The sequence below is a fragment of the Ancylomarina subtilis genome (assembly GCF_004217115.1).
GTDB lineage: Bacteria > Bacteroidota > Bacteroidia > Bacteroidales > Marinifilaceae > Ancylomarina > Ancylomarina subtilis.
Map to the genome: position 1 here is coordinate 185,514 of NZ_SHKN01000004.1, position 24,136 is coordinate 209,649.

A 24,136-nucleotide genomic window follows, 5' to 3' on the forward strand; every position below is an offset into this window, starting at 1 on the left:
CAAGCTATAGGATTCAGACTTATAGCTTGATTTTAAACGCCTATAAGACATATACCTATGAAAATAAAGTCCCTATTATTAATATTCTGTTTAATCAGTTTTCTTTTCAATTCGGTTGAAGGAAAGAATAACAAAAAAGAGAAGTTAGTCAAAATCACATACCAACAATACAACAGAGGTAACCTTATTCCTGATAAGGAAATCGTACTAACTTGTGCAAATGGATTTGTAAAATTATCGAACCCCTCTAAAATAGAGAGCTTTTTCATCGATTACAATTCCAAAGCTGTCGTTAAAGTTCTTAATATCGATTCAATACAATACAAGCAAAGAAACCCATTTTCGGAATTAGCCGAAGCTAAAGAAACTGATGAAAAGCAAACCATACTGGGCTACGAATGTAAAAAGGCCAGCTTTTTAATTTTCTCCAATAGAATTAACGTTTGGTACACCACTGAAACCAAATTTAAAGCATCACCCTCGCTATCAGCAATTATTGAAAATGGACTAATTCTTAAATATGAGGCAAATGGCAATTATACCATTCAGGCAAAATCGATTGATTTTGAAAAAGCTACCATGCAATACCCTCAAGAAAATCTGCCTGAAATAAATCAAGCGGAATATCGTGAACTGATTATTAAATCAAGATATACAACCATTCCGGTATTCGATAAAGAACAAATTAATTTTCAAGGCGTAATAGAAAACCCAACAGAAGAAATATGCAACCACACCTATCGTTTTTCAAAAGGGACCGTTATCATGAAAAAGATAAAAATGCCTAAAATGAGTCCGGGAGGAAATGTATTTGCAAAACTCACCAATTGGTCGAATGGAGATGCTTATGATAGAACCGGTTGTGTCTTTACTCTTGCCGATGATAATAAGAAATCGATACTGACTGCCTTAAAAAATGGCTTAGATCAATTGCCCGTTTATTTAGACAAGCGAGGCAATGAATATCAAGGTGTTATTAGCACTGAAAATTATACCGTACCTACTGAATTGATGCGATTTTTCACTTCGTTTGGCGTGGGCTATTTTAATAACAAACGCCCTATTAATAGCTATAATTGGCAAGACTCTGTAGTCTATAAACAGGACATCACCGAACTAATCCCTGACAATAAGAATGAAATTTGGATTGGTGTTTTTATTGGCAACTATGATAAAGGGGGGCATAAAGTGAGTTTAGAACTGGATTACTACCCTCCTTTTGAGAACTCTTCGGTTAAAGAAAAATTTATTAAGCCCTTGTTTTACACACTAAACATCATGGAAGCTCAAGGACAAAATTATGGTCGAATGTTTAAAAACGACACGCTAACAATGACCTTTGATATAACAGATGACATCAAAAATCCACAACTATTATTTACAAGCACAGGTCATGGTGGTTGGGGCAATGGGGATGAATTCGTTCCAAAACTCAATCAAGTTTTTATTGATGATGAATTGATTTTCAAACATATCCCCTGGCGATGCGATTGCAGCACTTATCGCATGTCGAATCCTGCTTCAGGAAACTTTGGCAATGGTCTATCAAGTAGTGATTTAAGTCGTTCAAATTGGTGCCCGGCCACCTTAACGCAACCTTTTTATATTCCATTAGCCAACTTAAAAAAAGGAAAACATATTATCAAGGTCGCTATTGATCAAGGCGATGACGAAGGTTCCAGTTTTAATCACTGGAGTGTTTCCGGAATCCTGGTTGGAAACAAGTAAACATACAGAATCTAAAATAAGATTTCATAGTCTGTTGAATTTTAAATAAAAAATTCAAATCAAAACAGATATATCAAAAAACGGATAACATGAAGAGACGAAATTTTCTTAAAAACTCCATGCTTTTTACAGGAGGCTTACTTTTGGCAGGTGGCCAAAGTTTTGCATTATCTAAAGACTTAATATATATATCAAACCGCCCAAAACAATCGGAACGAAAATTCGTAAGTAAAGCGGTTGATAAGACTATTAATAAAATTAAAAGATCAATCAATAATCAAGAATTGGGCTGGATGTTCGAAAACTGTTTCCCAAATACTTTGGATACAACAGTAAAATATTCTGAGATTGATGGCAAACCCGATTCATTCGTTATTACAGGTGATATTGATGCCATGTGGCTACGTGATTCAACGGCACAAGTATGGCCCTATCTCCCTCTGGTAGAAGACGACAAAGATCTCAAGAAATTATTCAGAGGATTAATCAATCGTCAGGCCAAATGCATCAACATTGATCCATTTGCCAATGCCTTCAATTTTGATAAAGTTCAAAAAGGCCATTGGGATACTGATGTCACAGATATGAAGCCTGAAATTTACGAACGTAAATGGGAAATAGATTCACTTTGTTACCCAATCCGATTGGCTTACCACTACTGGAAAACTACAGGTGATACAGTATGTTTCGATGCCACCTGGCAAAATGCCATGCAAATTATCGTTGATACCTTTAAAGATCAGCAACGAAAAAATAATCAGGGCTCCTATTCATTCTTAAGAGTGACAGACCGATTCTATGATAATTTACCGGGTGTGGGCTTTGGTAATCCCATTAATCCTGTTGGATTGATTGTTTCATCCTTTCGACCATCAGATGATGCCACACTATTCCCATTCCTGATTCCATCGAATTATTTTGCTGTTGTCTCTCTTAAACAGATGTCGGAAATGCTTCTGTCACTTGGAGTGAAAAAATCATTGGCCAAAGAAGCTAAAGATTTGGCCAAAGAGGTAGAGACCGCTCTTGATAAATATGCAATTAGCGAACATCTCGATTTCGGAGAAATAATGGCCTTCGAAGCGGATGGTTTCGGCAACCAAATGTTTATGGATGATGCCAACATTCCAAATCTGCTCTCATTACCCTATTTAGGCGTGATGGACTTAGACAATCCGATTTATAAAAACACCCGAAACTTTGTATTGAGTAAAAGTAACCCTTGGTTTTTTAAAGGGAAAGTTGCCGAAGGCGTTGGGGGACCCCATGTCGGTTTAGATATGATTTGGCCAATGAGCATCATTATGCGAGCCATGACATCAACTGATGATGATGAAATTAAGTCTTGCATCGAAATGCTTATAAAAACACATGCTGGAACAGGCTTCATGCACGAAACTTTCCACAAAGACAATCCTGAGAAATTCTCCCGTTCGTGGTTTGCCTGGGCTAACACCCTTTTCGGAGAACTGATTCTTAAACTCTACAAAGAGAGACCAAATCTATTAGCCACAATTTAACTGATAATCAATGAAATCCGCCTCCATAAAATTATACACTCTCATAACTCGGGCTTCTTTATTAGTCTTTTTACTCTGCACCATTTCATGCAGTACTAAAAGGGAAGTGAGCTTGGCTTCTCCGGATGAGAACCTCAACCTTTTGTTTAGTATAAACAAAAAGGGCGAAATGTATTATCAACTAGAGGGCTTTAAAACTCAGTTGATAAAACCATCAAAACTGGGATTCTTATTAAAAAATGATGATTCATTCTCACATTCATTCAAAATTGTCAAAACCGAAAGAAGCCATAAAGATGAGATATGGGAACCTGTTTGGGGAGAAAATAATAAGATTCGGGACAATTTTAAACAGCTATTGGTAAAACTCGAAAACACCAATGGGAAAACGATGAACATCTATTTTAAGCTTTATAACGATGGGCTTGGGTTTCGCTGTGAAATTCCAAAACAAAATGGGATAGATGAAATTGTGGTAATGAATGAGCTTACCGAATTCAATTTTGCAAATGATGCCACAGCCTGGTCTATTCCTGCTAATTATGAGTCATATGAAATGTTGTATCGGACCAGCAATCTAAGCGACGTAAAAGATGCCAATACACCATTGACTTTGCGCACCAGGTCTGGAATTCACATGAGTATTCATGAGGCAAACCTGACCAATTATGCAGGCATGACCTTGAAGCAAACTAAAGGAACAAGTTTCTCATGTAATTTGGTTCCCTGGCCAGATGGGGCTAAAGTAAAAGCAAAAAAAACTCTTGTTTCCCCATGGAGAACAATTACTGTGACACAAAATGCAGCTCAGTTGATTGAATCAAATTTGATTCTTAACCTAAATGAGCCTTGTAAACTAGAGGAGATATCATGGATTCAGCCTATGAAGTATATTGGAATTTGGTGGGGCATGCATTTAGGTGTTGAAACCTGGACAATGGGACCCAAGCATGGTGCAACAACAGCCAATATGTTTAAATATATCGATTTTGCTGCTGAGAATAATATTCAAGCCGTACTTGCTGAAGGCTGGAATACCGGTTGGGAGAATTGGGGCAAACCTAAAGCCTTCGATCAAGTTACCCCTTATGCCGATTACGATTTTGACAAGATTGTTGCGTATGCAAACAAAAGAGGTATTGAATTGATTGGGCACCATGAAACGGGTGGCGATATCTTCTTTTACGAGCAACAAATGGAAAAGGCTATGAAGAAACTTCATGATGCTGGTATCCGAAGTTTAAAAACGGGTTATGCCGGACCTATTCCTCAAGGCTATTTTCATCACAGTCAGCGAATGGTTCAACACTATCGAAAAGTTTTGGAAACAGCTGCCAAATATAAATTAATGGTCAATGCTCATGAACCAATTAAGGCCACAGGTATTCGTCGTACCTATCCCAATATGATGGCTCGTGAAGGAGCTCGCGGCATGGAATGGAACGGATGGAGTGAAGGGAATCCACCTGAACATCACGTGATGCTTCCTTTCACGCGCTGTCTGGGGGGGCCTCTGGATTATACGCCTGGCATATTTGATATTCTATATCAAAATAGAAAAGAATACACCAAATGGAACAGTAACGACAACGGAAACAGCAGAGTCAACACAACCCTTGCCAAACAATTGGCACTTTGGATTTGTCTGTATTCCCCTGTTCAGATGGCTTCCGATATGATTGAGAATTACGAGGGGCAGCCTGCTTTCCAATTTTTTAGAAACCTGCCTTCTGAATGGGACACTTCAAAAGTATTAGCTGCCGAAATTGGTGATTACTATGCAGTAGCCCGAAAAAATGGCAACAACTGGTATATAGGAGCTATGACTGATGAAAAGTCGAGAACACTTTCTCTGGATTTATCTTTTTTAGAAACTGGCAAACAATACAAGACCACTCTATATTCAGATAATAACCAAACATCACTGGATAAAAACCCAACAGCAATATCAATCAGTTCCACAGAAGTAAACTCAGATACAGTTTTAAGGATAAAAATGGCAGCAGGCGGCGGACAAGCCATTGAATTGATTGAAATAAACTAAGAATCATGAAACGATTATATAGCATCTTTATATTTCTACTAGTCTACTCAACGAACTTTGCTCAATATGTAGAATATGTCAATCCCTTTATTGGCTCCAGTAATTTTGGCACAACCAATCCTGGCGCACTCCTTCCAAGAGGTATGGTTTCTGTGACGCCATTCAATGTAAGTGGCTCCGATATCAATTCTTTTGATAAGGACTCTCGTTGGTGGTCCACCCCCTACTCTTCGGACAATACGTATCTCACCGGCTTTTCTCATGTCAACCTAAGTGGAGTTGGCTGTCCTGATTTGGGAGTCATTATACTGATGCCAACCACAGGGCCAGTTAAGGCTGATCCCAAAGAATACGGATCGATCATGGGTGAACAAAATGCAAAACCTGGATATTACCAAACCCAGCTCAAAAAATACAATATAAAAGCTGAAGTCAGTGCCACACAAAGAACAGGGATCAGTCGATACACTTTTCCAAAAGGCAAATCAAATATTCTCCTGAATTTGGGATTAGGATTAACCAATGAAACTGGAGCAAGCCTTCGTATTGTGAACAATCAGGAAATTGAAGGCTCAAGAATGACCGGAAGTTTTTGTTATAATGATGGTTCTGAACGTTTGGTTTATTTTGTTGCACGGTTCAATAAACCTGCTTCAGAATTCGGAGCTTGGAAAAAGATGCCCGAAATGCAAGCTGAAGCTGCATGGAGCAAAACAAGTGGCAAGTACAAATACTACAAAAACTTCATGCAGACAATGAATGGCCGTGATATTGGCACCTATTTTACCTTCAATACAGAAGCCAATGAAACCATAATCGTCGAAGTTGGTGTTTCCTATGTTAGCATCGAAAATGCCAGACTAAATCTGGAAGCTGAATCCAACCATTTTGATTTTGAAAAAACAAAACTCGAAGCTTCTGAAGATTGGAATCAAATTCTATCCCGCATCAAGGTAGAAGGAGGAACTGACGACCAAAAACGTATTTTTTATACGGCTCTATATCACACACAGATTCATCCCAACATCATCAACGATGTGAATGGGCAATATCCAGCCATGGAATCATTCGAAATAAAAGAATCAAAAGATTGTAACCGATATACCGTTTTCTCCTTGTGGGACACTTATCGCAATTACCATCCCTTAATGGCTTTGATTTATCCCAATGAACAGTTGGATATGGTTCGTTCTATGATCGACATGTATAAAGAAAGTGGCTGGCTACCTAAATGGGAGCTAAACAGCCGTGAAACCCATGTGATGGAAGGTGATCCTGCAATCCCCGTTATTGTTGATACTTACATGCGTGGATTAAAAGATTTTGATGTGGAAACGGCTTATGAAGCTATGTACAAATCAGCAACTACTGAAGGTTCTAAAAATAAATTAAGGCCTGATATTGATCATTATCTTTCACATGGCTACGTCCCATTGCAAGAAGAATTTGACAATTCCGTTTCACATGCACTTGAGTATTACATTGCTGATTGGAATTTGGCTCAATTTGCCAAAGATTTGGGTAAAACAAATGATTACAAAAAATTCTTAAAACAGTCTCAAGGGTATAAATCTTACTTCGACAAAGAAACGGGCTTACTCCGACCAAAATTGGAGAATGGGCAATTTTTGAAAAACTTCAATCCCGATGAGGGTGAGAACTTTGCGCCTTCTCCAGGATTTCATGAAGGTACTGCCTGGCAATATGCCTTTTGTGTCCCTCACGATATTAAAGGTTTAAGCAAACTAATGGGGGGCAATAAATCTTTCATCAATAAGCTTCAATCTGTTTTCGACAACAACAAATTCGATATGGCTAATGAACCTGATATTCATTACCCCTATTTATTCAATTTTGTGAAAGGAGAAGAGTGGCGATCACAAAAAGCAGTCAGAAACCTTATAAACACTTATTATAAAAATTCACCTGATGGAATCCCCGGAAACGACGATTGTGGAACGCTATCGGCTTGGCTTATTTATAGCATGATGGGCTTCTACCCTGTTTGTCCGGGAAATCCCGATTATGCGCTTGTTAGTCCTGTGTTCGATAAAATTACCATTCAACTTGATCCCAACTATTACTCGGGAGACAAATTTGAAATAGTCAATCATAAAGCCAACACAACTGACTATTTGATTCATAAAATCATGTGGAATGACCGAAAATACGATTCCTATTTTATCAATCACAATACAATTACCAAAGGAGGAAAACTGGAATTCTTTCTAAAGAAATAAATCAGAATCCGATAAAACACTATAAAAAGCAAATGTCATCTACTAAAACCAAACAAAAACACCCGGCCACCTGGATTCCAACAGCCTATTTTGCAATGGGACTTCCTTTTGTTGCCATTGCACAAGCCTCAGTACTCATGTTCAAAAGCTTTGAGGTTTCCGATTCTCTGATTGCATTCTGGACCTCACTCATCATGCTCCCCTGGACATTAAAACCCCTTTGGAGCCCTATTTTGGAGATGTTTAAAACAAAAAAGCATTTTGTAGTCGCAACGCAACTCGTGACCGGAATTACGTTTGCCTTAGTCGCAATTTCATTGCCTTTGGAACATTTTTTTTCCTATTCGATAGCCCTACTTGCCATAGTCGCCTTTAGTGGTGCAACCCACGATATTGCTACCGATGGCGTCTATTTAAGTGTCCTTTCCGGTAAACTACAAGCCAAATATATTGGCTGGCAAGGTGCTTCATATAATATTGCCAAGATATTAACAGCCGGAGCTTTAGTCTATTTAGCAGGAATATTGGAAAAACATTTCGGTGTTCTACATGCCTGGATGGCTGTCATGTTAACCTATGCTCTGATCATGATCTCTCTGGCTTTGTATCATATTCGAATGCTTCCTTCAGGAGGGACCGCCTCCAGCGAAGTACAATCATTAAACGAAGGTTTTAAAACCTTATGGGATGTCATCAGAACCTTTTTCCAGAAAAAACATATCGGATGGTTTATCGCCTTCATCATTGTCTATCGTTTTGCCGAAGGTTTTGCCGTAAAAATTGCGCCACTCTTCTTCAAAGCTGCAATTTCTGAAGGGGGACTTGGGCTCAGTACATCTGATATTGGACTCATTTATGGGGTGTTCGGATCAGGAGCCTTTGTCCTTGGTTCTATTTTAGCCGGATATTTTATCGCTGCTCGTGGTCTAAAAAAATCCTTATTTACCCTGGTGTGTGTCTTCAATATTCAGTTTGTGGTTTATGCTCTTTTAGCCATCTACCGCCCGACTAATCTATATCTTATTGGTTCAGCCGTTGTTGTCGAATACTTTGTTTACGGATTTGGTTTTGTGGGTTTAATGCTATTTATGATGCAGCAAGTTGCTCCTGGAAAATATAAGATGGCTCATTATGCCTTTGCAACAGGAATCATGAATCTGGGTTTCATGTTTCCCGGAATGCTAAGTGGCTTTATGAGTGATTGGCTGGGCTACAAGCTATTCTTCATTTGTGTTCTTGTCGCTATAATACCCGCTCTTTTCGCGGCCAAATTTGTTCCTTTTATCCATAACGATAATCCTGATATAGAATAAAATAATACAACTAAATAAAGATCTTAAAATGAAATCTAAATTGATAATCCCCTGGGAAAACAGACCCGATGGCTCCAATGATATCATGTGGCGTTATTCTAAAAATCCTGTTGTTGGAAGATATGATATCCCTTCATCAAATAGCATATTTAACAGTGCTGTAGTTCCATTTGAAGACGGATTTGCCGGAGTATTCCGATGTGATAATAAATCCGTTCAGATGAACATCTTTGCAGGCTTTAGTAAGGATGGTATTCATTGGGAAATTAATCACGATCCCATCGAAATGGTCGCCGGGAACACCTCGATGATCGACTCCGATTACAAATACGATCCGCGTGTGTGTTGGATTGAAGACCGCTATTGGGTAACCTGGTGCAATGGGTATCACGGACCAACAATTGGAATTGCCTACACTTACGATTTTAAAACATTTCATCAATGTGAAAATGCATTCTTACCATTCAACCGTAATGGGGTTTTATTTCCGGAAAAAATTGATGGTAAATATGCCATGTTAAGTCGTCCCAGCGATAATGGACATACACCTTTCGGCGACATCTACATCAGCTACAGCCCGGATATGAAATACTGGGGCGAGCACCGCTGTGTCATGAAAGTTGCTGACTTCACTAAAAGTGCCTGGCAGTGTACAAAAATTGGAGCGGGATCTGTACCGATTAAAACCGCAGAAGGCTGGTTGCTTTTTTATCATGGGGTAATCAATACCTGTAATGGCTTTCGTTACTCAATGGGTGCAGCCTTGTTGGATCTGGAAAATCCGGACAAAGTATTGTATCGTTCGCAGGATTACTTGTTAGCACCTGCTGCTCCCTATGAGCTAGCAGGCGATGTGCCTAATGTGGTCTTCCCTTGCGCAGCACTTACTGATGACGATAAGGTTACGGTTTATTATGGAGCTGCCGATACAGTCGTAGGCATATCCTTTGGTTACATTTCGGAAATCATCGAACATTTAAAACAAAAATCACTTTAAATTAAACATCAACTCAAACTGACTATATCAACTAGAAATTAATTCCGGTTGAATAAAACCGATACAGAATTTGATAACCTTTTTAGATAATCGTTTGGCTAGTGAAAATTTTAAAATTCGGTCATTCAAATTCGTATCGGTATCCTATTATTAAAATATATTTCTCACAACCGTTTATAAAGCCATTTTAGACTGAATTATGATAAAAAAATTAATATTTATCCTCCTGATTTGTATCAGTTTTTCTTGTAGCCAGGAAGAGGAACATTTCCTTAAGGATACCAATTATAGAAACGAGATTATATCAAAATTTGAATCTCGAAAACTGATCTTTCAAAATCGTAATTCAGAATTATTGGATGTCTTTGACAAACAGCTTACTTTAAAAGAGAAAGAAGCCCTAATGTTTCTATACGCCTATATGCCGTTAAACGATTTAGCTGATTATTCGGGAAAATATTTTCTGCAACAGGTTCAATATGCTTTTAAAACCCAAAATGAATTTCCTTGGGGGAAAAAGGTCTCCGAAGATAACTTCCGCCATTTTGTATTACCCTATCGGGTCAATAACGAAAATTTAGATTCTGCCAGACTCGTATTTTTCAACGAATTAAAAGTCCGGTTAAAAGGCTTATCAATGCATGAAGCTGCCTTAGAAATCAATCACTGGTGTCACGAAAAGGTTACCTATATCGGTTCAGACATAAGAACTTCTGCCCCACTAGCTACCGTTAAAAATGCCAAAGGACGCTGTGGTGAGGAATCGACATTTACAGTTGCAGCCTACCGCGCAGCCGGCATACCTGCACGTCAGTGCTACACGCCTAGATGGGCACACTGCGACGACAACCATGCCTGGGTTGAAATCTGTGTAGATGGCGTTTGGCATTATGTAGGAGCCTGTGAGCCTGAAGCTGAATTGAATCTGGGATGGTTTTCTCAATCAGCAAAAAAAGCCATGTTGGTACATACCAAAGTTTTTGGGCAATACAAGGGGAATGAAAGAGTAAGCTATCAAACCGAAAATTTCTCAGAATTAAATTTATTGGAGAAATACACAAAAACAGAAGAAGTAACAATTCACGTACAAGATGAAAATGGTAAACCAATTTCAAATGCTGACGTGCATTATTCGGTTCTAAACTATTCTGAATTCTATCCCCTTATCACAAAAAAAACAAATACGGATGGGATTAGTCAGTTTACAACAGGCATTGGCAGTCTTTTTATTTGGGCGAGTAAGGATGGTTTATTTGCTTTTAAGGATATCGACCTGACTCAAACAAAAACACTGAAATTAACTCTTTCAAAACAAAATTCACGTTCGAGCGAAAATTATTACTTCGATCTAAATCCATCCAAATATGGAGGTTTAAGCCGTTCGACACCACACAATGCCGAGAATGATAAAAAACTACAGAACGAAGATAAAATTCGAAAAGCCTACGAAAACACCTTTATATCAGATGAAGCCATCAAAGAATTTGCTGCAAAACAAAACATGGATGAGCAGCTAAGCCTGGAATATCTAAAGAAATCAAGAGGGAATTATGCTGAGATTATCAGCTTTATTAAACAAGTTCCAGCTGAAAAAAGAGACTTGATTTTCCCTTTACTTGCTGCCGTATCCGATAAGGATTTACACGATACGCCGGCATCTGTTTTCCTGGATCACATCAATAATTCGTCTCAAAAAATTACCGATAAGAATCTATTCAACCAATACGTTCTGAATCCAAGAATCAAAAATGAAATTCTATCTCCATATAAAACTTCTATTTTAAAGGATCTAAGCTCCTCTTTTAGTCAGGATTCTTCACGAAATCCGCAACAAATTGAAAAGTGGATAATCGAAAATATTCAGATTTCGGATCATGATAATTATTACAAAACTCCTTTAACACCAATAGGAAGTCTTAAGCTTAAAATTACTGACCCAAGCTCCAGAGATATTCTTTTTGTCGCAATTTGTCGCACTTATGGGATTCCTGCACGCATAGAACCTGCAACACTCAAAGCTCAGTATTATTCAGAAAACAACTGGATAAATGTCAATTTTAACAGCAAACAGGAATCTCCCAATACCTTTGGCTATATCAAACTTAATAACACATCAAAGGGATTCGAAATTGATCCTGAATATTATAAAAACTTCACAATTGCCCGAATTGAAAATGGTGACTATCAAAGTTTAGAATTCGATTTCATGAAAAAACTTTCAAGTTTCGATTCTAAAATTCGTTTGCAAACGGGACATTATATGCTTACAACTGCAAATCGAAAACTGAATGGTGGTGTCTTATCAAAACTCTCGTTTTTCGAAGTTAAAGCAAACACAACAACACCCGTTGATGTTGAAGTCATGAAAATATCTTTTAAGAACCAGGTTTATTGCAATTTAGATCTCAACAAAAACGAGACGCTGAAAAATTCATTTAAAGAAAAGTTTTTGATTTTAGGCTGGCTGGCACCGGATAAGGAACCCACAAAACATGCTTTAGTCGATTTTAACAAACTGAAAGCTGAATTCGAAAACACAGACGTTTCTATTGTCTTTATAATTCCTCAAGCCAAAAAAACTGAATCTTTTGATAAACAAAATCAAAAGCTTCCCAAGCAATGTTTGTTTATTGAAAATGAAGATTTGATCACTCAATTGGAAACCAAGACAGGCCAATCCTTACAAAACGAATATCCTGTTTTCACGATTATCAAACAAAATGGTGATGTGGTTTATCTAAACAAAGGCTATAAAATTGATATTGGACCCGAAATCCTAAATGTCATCAGAGAACTTGATCAAACGCCAGAACATTGTCTTTTCACAAAATAAAGCACGACATCATAATGAAAAATTATATCATCTTATCAAGCCTGTTTTTACTTATATCACTATCGTGTCAGAACAAAAAAACAAAAGAAACATCACAACTCATTGATGTTTCCAATAGCATTGTTATCCCTAAACACTACATCGTTTCTAAAACAAACGAACCAATCGTCATTGATGGCGAAGCGAATGAATTAAGCTGGGAATCAGCTCAATTCACAAGCTCTTTTATCGATATTGAAGGGATAAAAACACCTAAATATGATACCAAAGTAAAAATGCTTTGGGATACAAGCTACCTTTATGTCTATGCGCAAATAGAAGAACCTCATATCTGGGGAAACCTAAAACAAAGAGACACGGTTATATTCTACAATAATGATTTTGAAATCTTTATAGACCCATCCGGAACGGCAACCAATTATATTGAAATCGAGATTAATGCTCTGGGAACCGTTTGGGATTTAGCGCTAGATAAACCTTATCGGGTTGGAGGGAAGGCCAACGACAACTGGAATATTGAGGGTTTAAAATCAGCTATTCATATTCAAGGAACTTTAAACAAAGCCAATGATACGGATACACAATGGTCTGTTGAATTTGCCATCCCTCTGCAAAAAATTGCCGATCAGAAACATCTGAATAAAAACATCCCCATTGATGGTGAGCAGTGGCGAATCAACTTCTCGCGTGTGGAATGGGAACATGATTTAATCGATGGAAAATATCAACGAAAAAAAGTAAACGAAAAGTATTTAAGCGAATACAATTGGGTTTGGAGTCCTCAAAGAGTTATCAATATGCACGAACCTGAAAAATGGGCTTATCTCCAATTTACCAAGCAAGCAAAAACCGATTCAGTAGTATTTAATACCGATAAAGATCTTCTGGTAAAACAAATCGCCTATGCACTATTCAGGGCTATCAGATTTGGACAATTGAACGATTTATTAAAACAACCAGCAGGCTATACACAAATCCTTAATGCCAAATTTGATGAGAACAAAGTCATCAAAACCACATACAAAAAAACAAACACTGGCTTTACAGTAGAGATCAATAATACTGATACAAATAACACCTTCATCATAAACGAAGAAGGTGTTCTAAATTCAAAAAAATAAATCATGCAATTATATCCTATTAAATTCAAACCCATTCCCAAAGAAACAATCTGGGGAGGAAACAAATTGGTTTCAGTTCTCTCAAAAGATTTTCCTTCAAACAAGAAGATTGGTGAGAGCTGGGAGATTTCCGGAGTCAAAAACGACATTTCGCTTGTAAGCAATGGCGAACTAAAAGGAGAATCTCTGAACGATCTGATTCATCAATTTGGAGGTCGTCTACTTGGCAAAGAAGTTTCTGAGAGATTTGGAAAAGAGTTCCCTTTATTAATCAAATTCATCGATGCGGATGATGCACTCTCTATTCAAGTGCATCCTGATGATGAATTGGCAAAAAAACGTCACAATTCATTTGGGAAAACAGAAATGTGGTACGTTTTAGATGCTGAGAAGGATGCCAACTTAATTGTTGGCTTTAACCAGGAAATAGATCCCAAACGCTATCAGCAAAAACTAAGTGAAGGAAAACTCGAAGAAATATTAAACCTTGAAAAAGTTCAGAATGGCTCTTGTTATTTTATTCCGGCAGGTCGCGTTCATGCCATCGGGAAAGGCATTCTTTTAGCCGAAATACAGCAAACATCTGACATCACCTACCGCATGTACGACTGGAACCGAGTTGATAAAGAAGGGAAATCAAGAGAACTTCACACCGAATTGGCTTTGGATGCTATCGATTATAGCATGGAAGAAAACTATGCAACAAAATATGTTTCGGAAATTAATAAAACAACAGAGCTAGTGCAATGCGATTACTTTACAACCAATCAGCTAATTTTCGACAAAAATAAACGATGTAATTATTCGAATCTGGATTCATTTGTCATATATATTTGCCTGGATGGTGAATTTGAAATTAGCTGTAAGGGAAAAGAAAAAACGTCAGTAAAAAAAGGTGAAAGCATTTTAATTCCAGCTGAATTGAAAGAACTAACACTTATTCCCTTGGGTAAGGCTGAATGTCTCGAAGTATATATTTAAACTCTTAATTTATAAGTCCCGATACAATCGGATAAAATTATAAAAATGAAAAATTTATTTATTCTCATAATCGGACTGGTTCTTATTTCATGTAACCAGACAAACAAGGAAAATCAGAATCAAACTGATACAAGATTTACCTTTTCAACATGGATACATGCTGATAAAACGTTTGATAAGACAGTTTGGAAAAACAGGTTCAAACACTTTCGTGAACTTGGAATCTCTGAAGTTTTGGTTGGAGGTAATCACGAACATCTGGCGGATATTGTTGCATTGGCAACAAATTTCAAAATTAAAATCCATGCCTGGATGTGGACACTTAACCGCCCCAATGATACAATTGCAAACAAACACCCGGAATGGTATGCAGTCAATCGAAATGGTCAAAATTCGCTTGAATACAGAGCTTACGTCGACTATTACCAATGGTTAAGTCCTTTTCATCCGGAAGCACGTGAATATATCAAAAACAATGTTAGGAAATTGGCTAAAATAAAGGGACTTGCGTCCATCCACTTGGACTATGTGAGGTATGTAGATGTAATTTTGGGAGCAGATCTCCAACCCCAATACAATTTGATACAAAGTACCGAAATGCCCGAATACGATTTTGGCTACCATCCAATAGCTCGCGAAGGTTTTAAAAAACTGTTCGACAAAGATCCTATGGAGCTTGAACATCCTGAATTAAGTACCGAATGGCGTCAGTACAGATTGAATGCCATTACAACTTTAGTAAACGAACTTGTTGAAATTGCACATTCAGAAAATCAAAAGATGACTGCTGCCGTATTTCCATTTCCTGAAATGGCTCGTCAAATGGTCAGACAAGCCTGGAACAACTGGAATTTGGACGCCGCCTATCCGATGCTTTACCAAAACTTCTATCGAGAAAATATTAACTGGATTGGCTTTGCAACAGAACAAGGCGTGAGAGATGTTAATTTTCCGATTATTGCGGGTCTGTACAGCCCTGGCTTAAGAGAACCTGCTGATCTTGAAAAGGCCATTCGACTTGCAAAAGAAAAAGGAGCTAAAGGAATTTCTATATTTAGCGCTGATGATTTAACAGAGGAGCAGCAAGCCGTTTTCATCAAGTTAAAAACGGAACTCTTAAACCTATAAACCACATTGCCTGATGTACATCAAAGAAGCCTGTGTCGAAAATTTGAACGAAGCAATAAAAGCGGAACAATTGGGCGCTGACCGAATCGAACTATGCGAAAATCTGAATGAAGGTGGGACCACACCTTCATTTGAATTAATTCGTCAGGTAAAAGCAAATCTACACATTCCAATTCGAGTCATGATTCGGCCCAGAGCTGGTGATTTTTGCTATTCTGAAAATGAAATTGAAATAATGCTTTCACAAATTGAGTATTGCAAGAACTTAAAGCTTGAAGCTGTCGTATTTGGAATTCTGAATGCAGACAAAACTTTGAATATTGCTTCAATAACAAAACTAGCTCAAGCTGCATCCCCTTTGAAAGTTGTTATTCACAAGGCAATAGATGAAACACCCAATATGATTCGGGCTTGTCAACAACTAATACAAACCCGAAAAATATCAACCATTCTAACTTCAGGAGGTAAAGACTCTGCTGAAGAAGGTTTATCTGTCTTAAAAACGCTGATTGACTTATCTGCAGATAAAATTGAAATAATGCCAGCAGGTAAAATCACACATAGCAATATTGAAAAGCTGCACAATAATCTTAAGGCAAAAGCCTATCATGGAAGACGAATTGTTGAGGAATAAAAAATTAAGATATCCCCCATCTGTCTCAAGAAAAATAACTAAACAACCCGTATTGCCATGCTTTTTCAGATTTTTAAAAAGCATGGCATACAAACACATTAAAACTCTAAATCAACAACTATGAAGTATCTGTCTTATTTTCTCATTGCTACACTAAGCATATTGGGATATACAAAACTTAAGGCTCAGGATAAAGATTTAACACAATTTGTCGATCCCTTTATCGGGACACAAGAAATGGGACACACATTTCCAGGCGCTTGTGCCCCTTTCGGCATGATCCAATTAAGCCCCGATACCGATAGCGTCCTGTTTTTAACTAATGGCAAATACAATAAAGATGTCTACCGCTATTGTGCAGGTTACCAATACACCGACAAATCTATTGTTGGCTTCAGTCACACCCATTTAAGCGGAACTGGACACTCCGACTTAGGAGATTTTTTAATTATGCCAACAATTGGCAAAGTACAATACAACCCGGGAACGATAGAGAATACAAAAAATGGCTACCGATCGATGTATCGTAAAGAGACTGAAAAAGCAGAACCTGGCTACTATACAGTAGAATTAGATGATTATAACATTAAAGCAGAGTTAACAGCCACCCAACGTGTCGGTTTTCATCAATACACATTTCCTAAAACGGATGATGCCCATATTATTTTAGACCTTAATCATGGGATTTACAATTACGATGGAAAAGTACTCTGGTCTACTCTCAGGGTTGAAAACGATACTTTAGTAACAGGCTATCGAATAACTCGCGGTTGGGCTCGCACCAACTACCTATATTTTGCAATTAGCTTCTCTAAACCAATTAAGAATTATGGTTGTCAAAATGATGAAAAAGTCATTTATAATGGCTTCTGGAGAAAGTTCGATGAGACCAAGAATTTCCCGGAAATGGCGGGTAAAGCATTAACTGCCAATTTCGATTTTTCAACTGAGAAAAATGAACAGATAAAAATCAAATTTGCTCTTTCAGCAGTGAGTACCGAAGGGGCTCTAAAGAACCTAAAGGCAGAAATTCCGCATTTCGATTTTGATCAAACAAGAGCAGAAACAAAGGCCGCTTGGAATGATGAATTAAGCAAGATTGCTATAAGTGCGTCAAATGAAAAAAAGACAACATTTTACACATCTCTTTATCATTCCTTTATCAACCCGGTAGTATATATGGATGTGGATGGAAAATACAGAGGCCTGGACCACAACATTCATCAGGCTGAAGACTTTACCAACTATACTGTGTTTTCATTATGGGATACCTACAGAGCCCAACACCCTTTGCTTACAATTATTCAACCCAAACGTGCCACAGATATGATTAACTCCATGCTGGCTCATTATGAACAAAGTGTCCATAAAATTTTACCGATATGGAGCCACTTTGGAAATGAAAACTGGTGTATGATTGGTTATCATGCTGTACCTGTTATTGCAGATGCCTGGGTAAATGGCTTACGCGGATTTGATCCAAAAAAAGCACTGGAAGCCTGTCTTGCAAGTGCAAACTATAACAAATATGATGGAATTGGAGATTACAAAAAATACGATTACATTCCTCACGAAACCAGCAGAGTTGGAGCTTCTATCACTCTTGAATATGCTTACGATGATTATACCATAGCTCAACTAGCCAAATCATTGGGTGAATCTGACATCGAAAAAGAATACCTGAAACGTTCCGAGAACTGGCAAAACCTTTTTGATGATACATCCGGTTATATCAGAGCCAAAACAAAAGACGGCAAATGGGTTGCACCTTTCGATCCTTTGGATACGCACGCTGCAGGTTTCATTGAAGGAAACTCATGGAATTACTCCTTATACATTCCACAAAATGTAAGTGGCCTAATTAAAAAAATGGGTGGTGAAAATCGTTTTTCTCAACATTTGGATTCATTATTTACTATGTACATTCCGGATAAATATTTCGAACATAACGAGGATATTACAAGAGAAGGAATAATGGGAGGCTATGTTCACGGGAATGAGCCTAGTCATCATGTACCTTATTTATACAACTGGGCAGGTAAACCATGGAAAACTCAAGAGCGCATTCACCAAATAATGGACACAAAATATTTGAATAAACCGGATGGTTTATGCGGGAACGATGATTGTGGTCAGATGTCCGCATGGTATATTTTTTCATCATTAGGCTTTTATCCTGTCTGCCCCGGTTCCGGTCAATATGTAATTGGTGCGCCTTCAATTAAGGAAGCAAAAATGAATCTTGAAAATGGGAAAACATTTGTAATCAAAGTACTCAATTACTCTGATAAGAACAAATATATCCACTCTGTCACTCTAAATGGACAAGTTTGGAATAAAAGCTATATCAATCATAAAGATATTGTAACAGGCGGTGAATTGGTATTCAAAATGAGCAAACATCCGAATAAGAAATGGGCTACTGAACCTGACTCAAAACCCAAATCAACAGGCAGCAAATAAACTGCTTTGCAATTAAATCCATACACAAAAAGGGAGCATATCAGTCTTAATAACTGAACGCTCCCTTTTTTTATTTCCTTCCTTAAACTATTACTCTTTTTCTCCCGCCACCCTCTGGTTTAAAACCGCAAAATTCCAATTGTATTTTTTTGCAAGTATGGCGATGATAAGAACAGCTGCAAGTGTCATGACGATTAGATCTTTTACCGGATCAACATGATTGTTGACAAATAGTGCCGGTGTTTGCAGAACAGATGCTTTAGCTGTTACAAATATTGAGATAAAAATATTGTTGGCAGCATGGGCTCCCATAGCCGTTTCAATACCATCGTCAAGTACAGACATCAGCCCAAAAACTAAACCAAAGATAATGTACTGAGGCATCGTAATCCAAAAGCCATATTCCTTAACTTCAGGGTTCATAACATGCAATAAACCAAAGGCGATGGCAGGTAATATGGCAACCAGCCATCTGTTTCGCGTCCATCGGGCAACACCCTGAGCCAAATAACCTCTAAAGATGACTTCTTCGAAAGTGGTTTGAAAAGGAATAATCAAAAGGGAAATGATGACTAAGGGAAGAAATAAAGACCAATTTAAATTCAACTCAAAATACTCCGCATTTATTGAATAATCAACAAGCAGCATCAAACCGGAAATCATTGCCCAAACAGCAGCCGAATAGAAAAAACGGTTCCAACGTATGCTTTGCGTTCCATTAATAACCTCTTTCACATTTCGTTTATGAAAGGGTTTTAAAACCAAAATAAAACCGATCAGCCCAACTAGAAATGGGAACATCAAAAGAAATAAACTCAGATTTGGGTCAAGGCCCAATCCACTCAAATCACCAGGATTATCCGGATTCATAGCCCCGCCATTCACTACTCCAAAAATCGCAGCAATCCCCAATGGTATGGCTCCAATAGTATTCGCAATTAAAAATGCAATAATCGGAAGTAATAGGTACTTCCACCACTCATTGGGGCCTTTTAAGGCACGTTCCAGAAATTTCATATTATACGATTTAGTCGATTCTATATTTTAAAATCCAAACCTAATATAAATAATATAAAGCAAAAAAAAACGCTCAGTTGAATTGAGCGTTTTTAGATGATATCCTGATCTTAAACTATAAAGTATAGCGATAACACGATTTATATTTTAAGAAAATTATTTCTTTTTCCTTTTAGCATTTCGTTTGGCGTTTCTCTTTCTATTCTCACGTTGCTTCATTAATCCCTTTGATCCGGATGGCGTTTTAGAATTTTTGGCAGACTTTTCATGGAAACCACTGCCCTTTTTAGCAGCTAACTTGATTCTTACATTTCGAGTCTGAATCTTTTCGTCTTCCAAAAGCTGAGACGTTAACTCAACGCCTTCAGGAATTTCTTCCAATGCAACAGGCTGACCAATTAATGCCTCAACCTTTTCCATCAACTCCTCTTCCTTCTCATTCACAAAACTAATGGCAACCCCCTCTTTATCAGCACGCCCTGTACGGCCCACACGGTGAACATACTCCACGTAATTGCTTGGCATATCAAAGTTGATCACATGACTCACATTTTCGATATCAATACCACGAGCGGCAACATCAGATGATACAAGAACTCTGGCTCTTCCCTCTCTAAAAGAATTCAAGGCATTCAGACGGGTATTCTGAGCTTTATTCGAGTGAATAACACTCATATCGTCACCCAGCATTTCCTCTAAGCGATCAACAATACGATCCGCATTCTTCTTAGTTTCGGTAAAAATCATCACCTTATTGAAAACCTCTTTATCTTCCAAAAGAAATTTCAAAAGACTGACTTTACTCAAGACATTCTTAACATGATATTGTTTCTGATGGATATTTTTAACTGTACTGGCCTGAGGTGCCACTTCAATTCTTTGAGGTAATAATAAAAAATCGTCCGATAGTTTGGCTACAATATCTGAGAAAGTGGCAGAAAATAACAGATTCTGATGTTTTTCAGGAAGAATTTCGAAAATTGCCTTCAATTGAGGCATGAATCCCAAATCCATCATTTTATCAGCCTCATCAATCACTAAAGTTCTAATATTTGTAAACTTCAGAATTCGAGTCATATAAATGTCCATCAGACGACCCGGAGTCGCAACAAGAATATCCACACCTTCGTAAACCTTCTCCTTTTGTGTATTGATATTAACACCACCATAAAGACCTAAGGCTCTAATGTTCATATAGGGCGTCAAAAGTTCAATGGTTTCACAAACCTGAACAACCAACTCTCGAGTAGGAACAACGATTAAAGCCCTGGGATCCATTCCCTGTGCATAGCCTAATTTCATCAGAATTGGCATCAGATAAGCCAAAGTTTTTCCCGTACCGGTTTGGGCTATACCGATTACGTCTCTACCCGAACGAACAGGCGAAAAAACCTCTTGCTGAATCGAAGTGGGTTTATCGAAACCTGCATCGATAAGGGCATTTAAAATTGGCTTACTTAATTTGATGTCGTCAAATGAACTCATACTCTTTTTTTGTTTGTAGAAATTTGCGCAAAAGTAGTCATTTTATTCCGAGTAGATTAATATTGACAGACTTTATAATCAAAAACACTGCTTTAAAATAAGCTTTGAACTTCTTCTTTTAAAAATGCAATTGCTTTAGCGTGCGCCGATTGCTTATCCTGCATATGCGCCTCAATGATGGCTTTACTCAGATTTATAGAACTATCCGTTGGAACCAATTGCAGCGCTTCAGAATTCACCAATTGCACCAAACTTTCCTTAGCTGCCTTAATCAGCATCCATGCTTGTGGTGTGACATACAATTGCTGAGATAAATTATGCTCAAATTCGCCTCTAATCATTCCGAGCAAAACCTGATGAAGTTGCTGATTGGTCATGTCGGGCTGATTTTCACGAATAACCAAAGATTCGGGATGTATTCTTTCCAATAAGATAATAAGCCTTTCGTATGCCTGCAATCGTATTGGTGTAATTGCCTTTTGATTATTTAAGAAAACGTCTAATTTCATTTTCTTTTCTTCTTTCCCAAGCAATGCTTTTATCAAAAAATAAGCTGTTGCAAAAACAACAAGGGCTGGTAGTGTGTATTTTAATAAATCAAGCATAGTAGTAATTAGGTATATGAGTATAATAAAATCAATTTCAACTTACATTATCAAATATGAAAACATGCATCCCAACATATGAAATGTGTTTAAAAACATTACATTTGTAATTCAAATGTAAATTTGTCAACCACAAAAGTATCAAGCAATTTTATAAATCCCTAAAATTAACCAAGAATGTTAAAGGTTTCAAATCGCATCGCTTCAATGGAGTTATCTCCAACACTTGGCATGTCTCAAAAAAGTAGAGAACTGAAAGATCAAGGAATTGATGTGATTAATTTAAGTGTAGGAGAACCCGATTTTAAGACTCCCGATCATATTAAAGAGGCTGCTCACAATGCCATTGTCAACAACTATTCATACTATTCGCCAATTCCTGGTTTCTTAGAATTAAGAAAAGCGATTTGCAACAAACTTAAACGAGATAATCATCTGCAATATACGCCAGAGCAAATTGTCGTTTCAAATGGTGCAAAACAATCCATTCTTAACGTCATCATGTCAGTTATTAATCCTGATGATGAAGTTATAATTCCAAGTCCATATTGGGTGAGTTATGTTGAGATCGTAAAACTGGCAGAAGGTATCAATGTCTTTGTTCCTGCAGGTATCGAACAGAATTTCAAAATCACTCCAGAACAACTTGAAGCTGCCATAACACCTAAAACCAAAGCCTTTCTATTTAGTTCGCCTAATAATCCAACTGGAAGTGTCTACTCAAAAGAAGAACTGAAGGCTCTTGCTCAGGTTTTCGAAAAATATCCTGAGATTGTTATTATTTCAGATGAAATATACGAGCATATCAACTATATAGGTTCACACGAAAGTTTGGCTCAATTTGAAGAAATAAAAGATCGTGTGGTCATTATCAATGGCGTGTCAAAAGGCTATGCCATGACTGGATGGCGTATTGGCTATATTGCAGCTCCGCTTTGGATTGCGCAAGCTTGTACTAAACTTCAGGGACAAATGACTTCGGGTGCATCTACTATCGCACAAATGGCATCGGTTGAAGCTTTCAATGGGGATCAGATGTGCACACAAGAGATGAAAACAGCCTTCAAACAAAGAAGAGAAGTTGCTTTTGAGTTACTTTCTGAAATCTCTGGATTTGAAATTAAAAAACCTGATGGAGCATTCTACTTTTTTCCTGAAGTTTCAAAACTATTTGGCAAAAAATGGAATGGACAAACAATTAACAACCCAACAGACTTAAGCCTTTATCTTCTCGAAGAAGCGAAAGTTGCAACGGTTACAGGAGAAGCTTTTGGTGCGCCTAATTGCTTACGATTATCATACGCGACCTGCGAAGAGATAATGAAAACTGCAATTTCGAGAATTAAAAAAGCAATTGAACAATTAAATTAATCACAAAATATTGAACACATCAAGCCACCTCAAAAAGGTGGCTTTTTATTTGCTTGATAAACTTATATAAATCAATAAAATAAATAAGTCAATCAGTAAAACCTGATATTTATCTTCCTATTTTATTTGCGATTTATGATTCTGAAACTATATTTGTACTAACAATTCGGGATGTGGCGCAGTCCGGTAGCGTACTGGTCTGGGGGACCAGGGGTCGCAGGTTCAAATCCTGTCATCCCGACGAAACATAAAGGGAAACTCTAATTAGAGTTTCCCTTTTTTCATACATCTAAAAACACCAGCAAAATCAACACTTGCAAGCAGAGCTATCGTCTTGATAAATCAATTGAAAGATTATTACCACGACAAAATCACACACTTTCTACTTAACGAATAATGTTACCACCAATTGTCGGTTGCAACATGGTTGCAATAAATCATTCACTTTGCTTCTTAAAAAACAAAAAGCTGCAACGCATAACGAAGCAGCTTAAAGTAGTTTGAATTTAGAGGAATTCTAAGATAAAATGATCTTAGAGTAAAGATCAGGCGAAAATTGGCCTCCATCTGCCGTTCCAAAAAATGCATACACATGAACATTACCAGCTGGAACTGGCAAGGTAATTTCGGCTGACTGATCAGAACGAACTGAGGCT

At 37.6% G+C, this 24,136-nt stretch carries 16 protein-coding genes and 1 tRNA gene; 14 read left to right on the forward strand and 3 right to left on the reverse strand.

Annotated elements, in window-relative coordinates; all coding sequences use genetic code 11:
• Positions 1-57 precede the first annotated feature (57 nt).
• The 12 genes from EV201_RS14910 (at position 58) to EV201_RS14965 (ending at position 19,002) form a co-directional block, all read left to right on the forward strand.
• Entirely contained in the window at positions 58-1,728 is a 1,671-nt protein-coding gene (locus tag EV201_RS14910; RefSeq protein ID WP_130308435.1) for a PNGase F N-terminal domain-containing protein, read from the forward strand.
• A gap of 89 nt (positions 1,729-1,817) precedes the next feature.
• Positions 1,818-3,248, forward strand: a complete 1,431-nt coding sequence (locus EV201_RS14915) for a glycoside hydrolase family 125 protein (RefSeq protein WP_130308436.1) — start codon at positions 1,818-1,820, stop codon at positions 3,246-3,248.
• Between the two features lie 10 nt (positions 3,249-3,258).
• A complete protein-coding gene (locus EV201_RS14920) occupies positions 3,259-5,292 on the forward strand; it encodes a glycoside hydrolase family 97 protein (RefSeq protein ID WP_207224511.1) in 2,034 nt (677 codons plus the stop codon).
• A gap of 5 nt (positions 5,293-5,297) precedes the next feature.
• Positions 5,298-7,532 (forward strand): GH92 family glycosyl hydrolase, encoded by a 2,235-nt coding sequence (locus EV201_RS14925; protein ID WP_130308437.1) that lies wholly within the window; start codon positions 5,298-5,300, stop codon positions 7,530-7,532.
• Positions 7,533-7,564: 32 nt separating this feature from the next.
• Complete coding sequence (locus EV201_RS14930; protein ID WP_130308438.1) at positions 7,565-8,845, forward strand: MFS transporter; 1,281 nt, start codon at positions 7,565-7,567, stop codon at positions 8,843-8,845.
• Between the two features lie 28 nt (positions 8,846-8,873).
• Positions 8,874-9,842, forward strand: a complete 969-nt coding sequence (locus EV201_RS14935) for a glycoside hydrolase family 130 protein (RefSeq protein ID WP_130308439.1) — start codon at positions 8,874-8,876, stop codon at positions 9,840-9,842.
• A 199-nt stretch (positions 9,843-10,041) separates the two neighbouring features.
• On the forward strand, positions 10,042-12,675 hold the full coding sequence (locus EV201_RS14940) for a transglutaminase-like domain-containing protein (protein ID WP_130308440.1): 2,634 nt from the start codon (positions 10,042-10,044) through the stop codon (positions 12,673-12,675).
• A gap of 14 nt (positions 12,676-12,689) precedes the next feature.
• Positions 12,690-13,796, forward strand: coding sequence for a carbohydrate-binding family 9-like protein (locus EV201_RS14945; protein WP_130308441.1), 1,107 nt, complete (start codon positions 12,690-12,692; stop codon positions 13,794-13,796).
• Between the two features lie 3 nt (positions 13,797-13,799).
• Positions 13,800-14,777: a type I phosphomannose isomerase catalytic subunit gene (locus tag EV201_RS14950; protein WP_130308442.1), complete on the forward strand. Its 978-nt coding sequence runs from the start codon at positions 13,800-13,802 to the stop codon at positions 14,775-14,777.
• A 45-nt stretch (positions 14,778-14,822) separates the two neighbouring features.
• On the forward strand, positions 14,823-15,905 hold the full coding sequence (locus EV201_RS14955) for a family 10 glycosylhydrolase (protein ID WP_130308443.1): 1,083 nt from the start codon (positions 14,823-14,825) through the stop codon (positions 15,903-15,905).
• A gap of 13 nt (positions 15,906-15,918) precedes the next feature.
• Complete coding sequence (locus EV201_RS14960) at positions 15,919-16,539, forward strand: copper homeostasis protein CutC (protein ID WP_130308444.1); 621 nt, start codon at positions 15,919-15,921, stop codon at positions 16,537-16,539.
• A gap of 120 nt (positions 16,540-16,659) precedes the next feature.
• Positions 16,660-19,002, forward strand: coding sequence for a GH92 family glycosyl hydrolase (locus EV201_RS14965; RefSeq protein WP_130308445.1), 2,343 nt, complete (start codon positions 16,660-16,662; stop codon positions 19,000-19,002).
• Positions 19,003-19,092: 90 nt separating this feature from the next.
• On the opposite strand, the gene EV201_RS14970 is transcribed toward EV201_RS14965, so the two are convergent.
• From EV201_RS14970 to EV201_RS14980, 3 genes are all read right to left on the reverse strand, one after another.
• A complete protein-coding gene (locus tag EV201_RS14970) occupies positions 19,093-20,019 on the reverse strand; it encodes a CPBP family intramembrane glutamic endopeptidase (protein ID WP_130308446.1) in 927 nt (308 codons plus the stop codon).
• 156 nt (positions 20,020-20,175) lie between these two features.
• A complete protein-coding gene (locus tag EV201_RS14975) occupies positions 20,176-21,504 on the reverse strand; it encodes a DEAD/DEAH box helicase (RefSeq protein ID WP_130308447.1) in 1,329 nt (442 codons plus the stop codon).
• 92 nt (positions 21,505-21,596) lie between these two features.
• Positions 21,597-22,109, reverse strand: coding sequence for a DUF7935 family protein (locus tag EV201_RS14980; RefSeq protein ID WP_130308448.1), 513 nt, complete (start codon positions 22,107-22,109; stop codon positions 21,597-21,599).
• A 177-nt stretch (positions 22,110-22,286) separates the two neighbouring features.
• On the opposite strand from EV201_RS14980, the gene EV201_RS14985 reads away from it, so the two are divergent.
• Positions 22,287-23,480, forward strand: a complete 1,194-nt coding sequence (locus EV201_RS14985; RefSeq protein ID WP_130308449.1) for a pyridoxal phosphate-dependent aminotransferase — start codon at positions 22,287-22,289, stop codon at positions 23,478-23,480.
• Between the two features lie 167 nt (positions 23,481-23,647).
• Positions 23,648-23,721 (forward strand) — tRNA-Pro (locus EV201_RS14990).
• Positions 23,722-24,136: the final 415 nt, after the last annotated feature.

What these genes read in the sequence shown, in the direction of transcription:
- EV201_RS14935 (WP_130308439.1), top strand. Translation starts at nt 8,874, where the DNA reads ATGAAATCTAAATTGATAATCCCCTGGGAAAACAGACCCGATGGCTCC.
- EV201_RS14940 (WP_130308440.1), top strand. Translation starts at nt 10,042, where the DNA reads ATGATAAAAAAATTAATATTTATCCTCCTGATTTGTATCAGTTTTTCT.
- EV201_RS14980 (WP_130308448.1), bottom strand. Translation starts at nt 22,109, where the DNA reads ATGCTTGATTTATTAAAATACACACTACCAGCCCTTGTTGTTTTTGCA.
- EV201_RS14960 (WP_130308444.1), top strand. Translation starts at nt 15,919, where the DNA reads ATGTACATCAAAGAAGCCTGTGTCGAAAATTTGAACGAAGCAATAAAA.
- EV201_RS14970 (WP_130308446.1), bottom strand. Translation starts at nt 20,019, where the DNA reads ATGAAATTTCTGGAACGTGCCTTAAAAGGCCCCAATGAGTGGTGGAAG.
- EV201_RS14910 (WP_130308435.1), top strand. Translation starts at nt 58, where the DNA reads ATGAAAATAAAGTCCCTATTATTAATATTCTGTTTAATCAGTTTTCTT.
- EV201_RS14925 (WP_130308437.1), top strand. Translation starts at nt 5,298, where the DNA reads ATGAAACGATTATATAGCATCTTTATATTTCTACTAGTCTACTCAACG.
- EV201_RS14930 (WP_130308438.1), top strand. Translation starts at nt 7,565, where the DNA reads ATGTCATCTACTAAAACCAAACAAAAACACCCGGCCACCTGGATTCCA.
- EV201_RS14920 (WP_207224511.1), top strand. Translation starts at nt 3,259, where the DNA reads ATGAAATCCGCCTCCATAAAATTATACACTCTCATAACTCGGGCTTCT.
- EV201_RS14945 (WP_130308441.1), top strand. Translation starts at nt 12,690, where the DNA reads ATGAAAAATTATATCATCTTATCAAGCCTGTTTTTACTTATATCACTA.
- EV201_RS14975 (WP_130308447.1), bottom strand. Translation starts at nt 21,504, where the DNA reads ATGAGTTCATTTGACGACATCAAATTAAGTAAGCCAATTTTAAATGCC.
- EV201_RS14985 (WP_130308449.1), top strand. Translation starts at nt 22,287, where the DNA reads ATGTTAAAGGTTTCAAATCGCATCGCTTCAATGGAGTTATCTCCAACA.
- EV201_RS14915 (WP_130308436.1), top strand. Translation starts at nt 1,818, where the DNA reads ATGAAGAGACGAAATTTTCTTAAAAACTCCATGCTTTTTACAGGAGGC.
- EV201_RS14955 (WP_130308443.1), top strand. Translation starts at nt 14,823, where the DNA reads ATGAAAAATTTATTTATTCTCATAATCGGACTGGTTCTTATTTCATGT.
- EV201_RS14950 (WP_130308442.1), top strand. Translation starts at nt 13,800, where the DNA reads ATGCAATTATATCCTATTAAATTCAAACCCATTCCCAAAGAAACAATC.
- EV201_RS14965 (WP_130308445.1), top strand. Translation starts at nt 16,660, where the DNA reads ATGAAGTATCTGTCTTATTTTCTCATTGCTACACTAAGCATATTGGGA.